Origin of the sequence: Reyranella sp. (assembly GCF_050185545.1) — a bacterium.
Lineage (GTDB): Bacteria > Pseudomonadota > Alphaproteobacteria > Reyranellales > Reyranellaceae > Reyranella.
Window position 1 is genome coordinate 1 of sequence record NZ_JBFWZI010000341.1, and the last position, 3680, is coordinate 3680.

General features: G+C 68.0%; 4 protein-coding genes. 1 reads left to right on the plus strand and 3 read right to left on the minus strand.

Annotation, left to right across the window (positions count from 1 at the left end):
* The coding region (locus AB7O82_RS37715) for a glycosyltransferase family 2 protein (protein ID WP_428621873.1) at nucleotides 1-792 on the minus strand (792 nt) is incomplete at its 3' end.
* A gap of 467 nt (nucleotides 793-1259) precedes the next feature.
* Between AB7O82_RS37715 and AB7O82_RS37720 the strand changes: the two genes are divergently transcribed.
* The gene (locus AB7O82_RS37720) at nucleotides 1260-2729 is read left to right on the plus strand and encodes an oligosaccharide flippase family protein (RefSeq protein ID WP_428621874.1); all 1470 of its coding nucleotides are present in this window, start codon (nucleotides 1260-1262) and stop codon (nucleotides 2727-2729) included.
* On the opposite strand, the gene AB7O82_RS37725 is transcribed toward AB7O82_RS37720, so the two are convergent.
* Both AB7O82_RS37725 and AB7O82_RS37730 read right to left on the minus strand, forming a co-directional pair.
* Nucleotides 2726-3151: a hypothetical protein gene (locus AB7O82_RS37725; RefSeq protein WP_428621876.1), complete on the minus strand. Its 426-nt coding sequence runs from the start codon at nucleotides 3149-3151 to the stop codon at nucleotides 2726-2728. The genes AB7O82_RS37720 and AB7O82_RS37725 overlap by 4 nt on opposite strands.
* 11 nt (nucleotides 3152-3162) lie before the next feature.
* A partial coding sequence (locus AB7O82_RS37730; protein ID WP_428621877.1) for a type II toxin-antitoxin system VapC family toxin occupies nucleotides 3163-3680 on the minus strand: 518 nt, incomplete at its 5' end.

A 3680-nucleotide genomic window follows, 5' to 3' on the forward strand; every position in this document is an offset into this window, starting at 1 on the left:
CGCCGTCCGCGTGAGGTGCCTTGCCGCGAACCAGTCGAGGCGCAGGGCATAGGACAGGAACACGGCCGCCTGCACGCGCATGGACACTTTCATCATCGTCGCGAACTGGCTGCGGTCGAGCCAGTTGTCATGCTCGACCAGGGGAGCCGGCGAATAGACGAGACGGCAACGCCTGGCCAGCAGCCGATAGCTGAGTTCCGTATCCTCGCCGGTGCCGATGCGCGAGCCCGGGCCGAGCATCTCGTTGAACAGCCCGTGGTGCGCGAACACCTCCTTGCGGAACGACATGTTGTTGCCACCGCCCAGCGCGAGATGCGGCGGCGCCGGCCGGTCGACGACCGATCGCGTCGTCGAGAGGTTGAGGGCGGGACAGAACGAGTCGCCCGCAACCGCGAGGCAATCCCAACCGCCCTCGCTCTGCCGCCCGTAAGGAACGACGCGACCATAGACGCCGAGCGCTCGAGGATCGGCCTTGAACTCCTCGTGGATGGCGGCCAGCCATCCGCTGTCGCAGACGCAGTCGTCGTCGGTGAACGCCACGATATCGGCCATCGCTTCGCGGATCGCGATGTTGCGCGAGATGGCGACGCCCACGGTGGCGGTGGCGATGTAGCGCAGGCGCCGGTCGGCGATCGCGGCCACGCCGTCGCGCGTCGCGCCGTCGGTGCTCTGATCGACGACGATCAGCTCGAAATCGGTGAAGGTGTTGGCAAGCACGCTTTCGACGGCGCGCCGGAGCTTGAGGGGGCGGTTGCGGGTGCAGATGAGCACGGAGAGAGCGGGCGCCGTCACGTTTCACCTCGCTTGGCCTCGGGAAAATCGGGCTGAAGGAAGATCGGGCCGAGGAAGATTCCCGCAGTCTGCACGCCCGAGCCGTCGCGCGTGGTTGCCTTTTCGTGACGATTCGCCGGGAGCGCGCCACTTGTGGCGGAGTAACCTCCGACAATGGCGGAGTAACCTCCGACAAGATGTCGCCTCATCCGGACCGCGGGCGTCTCGCCCGCTCATGGCGCGGCTCGGCTCGGGCGCGGTCCTGCCGCGCCCCTGCCGAACGCGCCTTCATCATGATTCATGGGCGGGCGAGACGCCCGCGGTCCACAAGAGCATGAGCGCCACAGGACCTGCCTGCGCGAAGCCGAAGCGGCTTCGCTTCGGCGAAGGCAGGGTGGCGCGCTCCCAGCAGAAGAGCCGACGGAACGCCCATTCCCGATCACCCGTATGTCACTGGCGCGGCGGGGGGCCGGCACGACAATGCGCGGATGACCGTCGGCCAGACAACGGCACAGGAGCGGGTGCCGCACGTGCGCATCTCGCGCGGACGCATTGCCACGAATTTCCTCAGCATGGCCAGCACCAGCGTGCTGGGACTCGTGGTCACCATCCTGATCAGCGTCTATGTCCGGCGCGTGCTCGGGCCGAGCGCGATCGGCCAGGTCAGCTGGGCGATGGCGGTCGTCCTGTACCTGACGGCGGTGGTCACGCCCGGCCTTGCGACGGTGGGCCAGCGTGAGCTGGCGCTGGCGCCCGAGCGTGGCCAGTCGCTCCTGGCGCTCGTGCTCACCCTGCAGACTCTGCTCGCGCTCGTGGCCTATGCCCTGCTCGCGATCGTGGCACTACTCGAGCCGCGCGGCGCGACGGTCAGTCTCCTGCTCCTCATCCAGGGCGTGACGGTCTTCTCGATCGCCTGGAACACCACCTGGGTGCTGCAGGCGCAGGAACGCATGGTGGCGCCCAGCCTTGCAGCTCTCGCTTTCAACGCCGCGCAGCTGCCGGCGTTGATGCTCCTGATCGACTCGCCGGACGATCTCATCCTCTATGCCGTGCTGACGCTGCCCTTCGCCTTCGCCACCGTGGCGTTCAACGTCTGGTATCTGTCGCACAGGAAGGTGGTGCGTCTGGCCGGGCTGCGACCCACCTTGCGCGGCGCGCGCGCGCTTTTCCGCGAGGCCTGGCCGCTGGCGCTGGCGCAGGTCGCGATTCTGCTCATCGCCAACACCGGCACGGTGGTGCTGGGCTTCACCGACGGCGATGACGCGGTGGGCCAGTTCTACTCGGCCTTTCGACTGATGATGGTCGCCGGCCTCGTCACGGCGGCGCTGTGGAACGCCTATTTTCCTTCCTTCGCGCGCTCGCGCGAGCATCCCGAGCAGGCCGTTGCGCTGTCGCGCGAGTATCTCGGGCTGCTGGCCTGGATGGGCCTGCCGCTCGCCGCGGTCGGCTGGGCGCTCGGCCGTCATGTCGTCGAGCTGCTCTACGGCCCGGCCTTCGCCCCGGCCGGCCATTATTTCGAATGGCTGTGCCTCACCATCGGCCTGACCTTCGTGAATTACGGCGTCGCGGCGACGCTGGTTCCGTGGGGACGCGGCGACCTGCAACTCAGGATCACCTCCGCGGCGGCGCTGCTCAACATCGTGGTCTGTCTGGCGGCCGCGCCGCTCGTCGGGCCGTGGGGCGCCGTGGCCGCGAGCATCGCCTCGGAGTTCCTGGTGGTCATGATGGGCATCGCGCTGCGCTATCGCCTGAAAATCTTCTGGCACCCCGTGCTGCCCCTGATCGCGGCCCCGCTGCTCTGCTCGGTCGCGGTGGCGGTGGTGCTGGTTGCCCTGCCGCGCTCGCTCGACCACCTGTGGTTCGTCCAGCTGGCGGCCGCCGGGCTGGTGATCGCGGCATGCATGGTCGCCTGCGAATGGCGCACGTTGCGCCGGCTGCGGCAGATGCTTCAGCGCTAGAGGTGATACGGAGGCCGAGGCGGCGGCGTTGCCGACGCGTCGGCCATGCTCGGTGCATCGGAAGGCGCGGAGCCGACAGGTGTCCCGCAATGCAGGCACTTGTGCGCGAACGGATTGCGCCGCGTCCATGTCCACCAGAAGAAGCGCCCGCACCGGGGACAGCGGAAGGCGGCCAGCCAGATCATCGAGGCGGCGAGCGGCGCCATCCACGTGCCGGCGACGGCGCCTTGGATCGGACCTTCGGGAAGAAGTCGGAGCATGCCTACCACCGGCAGGCAGGCGAGAACCAGGATGCCCATGACCCACCGTCTGGTGCGCAGGCTGCGCCACGCCGCGGCGTAGCGCCGGTCGTCATCCAGGGTGCTCGCGCCGTCGCTCGCCCTCATGTCGGGACTATCGGCACGATGGAGGCGATCGTCCATGAGGCGATCCGTCAGGTCGGGCCGCTCGAAAACGCCGCCGGAATATCCGTCTTCGGGAAATCGTCTCCTTTGAACAGCAAGGTCGTGCCGAGTGCCTTGGCGCAGCCATAGGCAAAGCAGTCTCCCAGATTCAGCCCTGCCGGATGCCGGCCCTTGCCGAAGCGCTCGAGCGCCGTCAGCGCGCCCTCGCTTTCGGCCTTACCAATGGGCACCAGCACGATTGCCGACGTGTCCAGGAACCGCGCGACGATCACGCGCGCCTCGTCGATGCTGAAGGATCGCTTGCGCGCCACTGCCGCAACGGTCGCGAAAACGGCTACGGCGGACGTGTGCCGATCAGATGCCGCCGCCAGGCAATCGGCCAACGCATCGCCCTCCGACTCGTCGGTCAGCATCGCCACCATCGCCGATGAGTCGACGAACATCAGGATTCGCCCGACAGATCGTCGAAAAATGCCTTGTCGGCTTCCAAGCCCGTCGCCGGGCGCTTCAACACTTCCGCGCGCAGGGCGGCGATCCGTGATCTGAG

What these genes read in the sequence shown, in the direction of transcription:
- AB7O82_RS37720 (WP_428621874.1), top strand. Translation starts at nt 1,260, where the DNA reads ATGACCGTCGGCCAGACAACGGCACAGGAGCGGGTGCCGCACGTGCGC.
- AB7O82_RS37725 (WP_428621876.1), bottom strand. Translation starts at nt 3,151, where the DNA reads ATGGACGATCGCCTCCATCGTGCCGATAGTCCCGACATGAGGGCGAGC.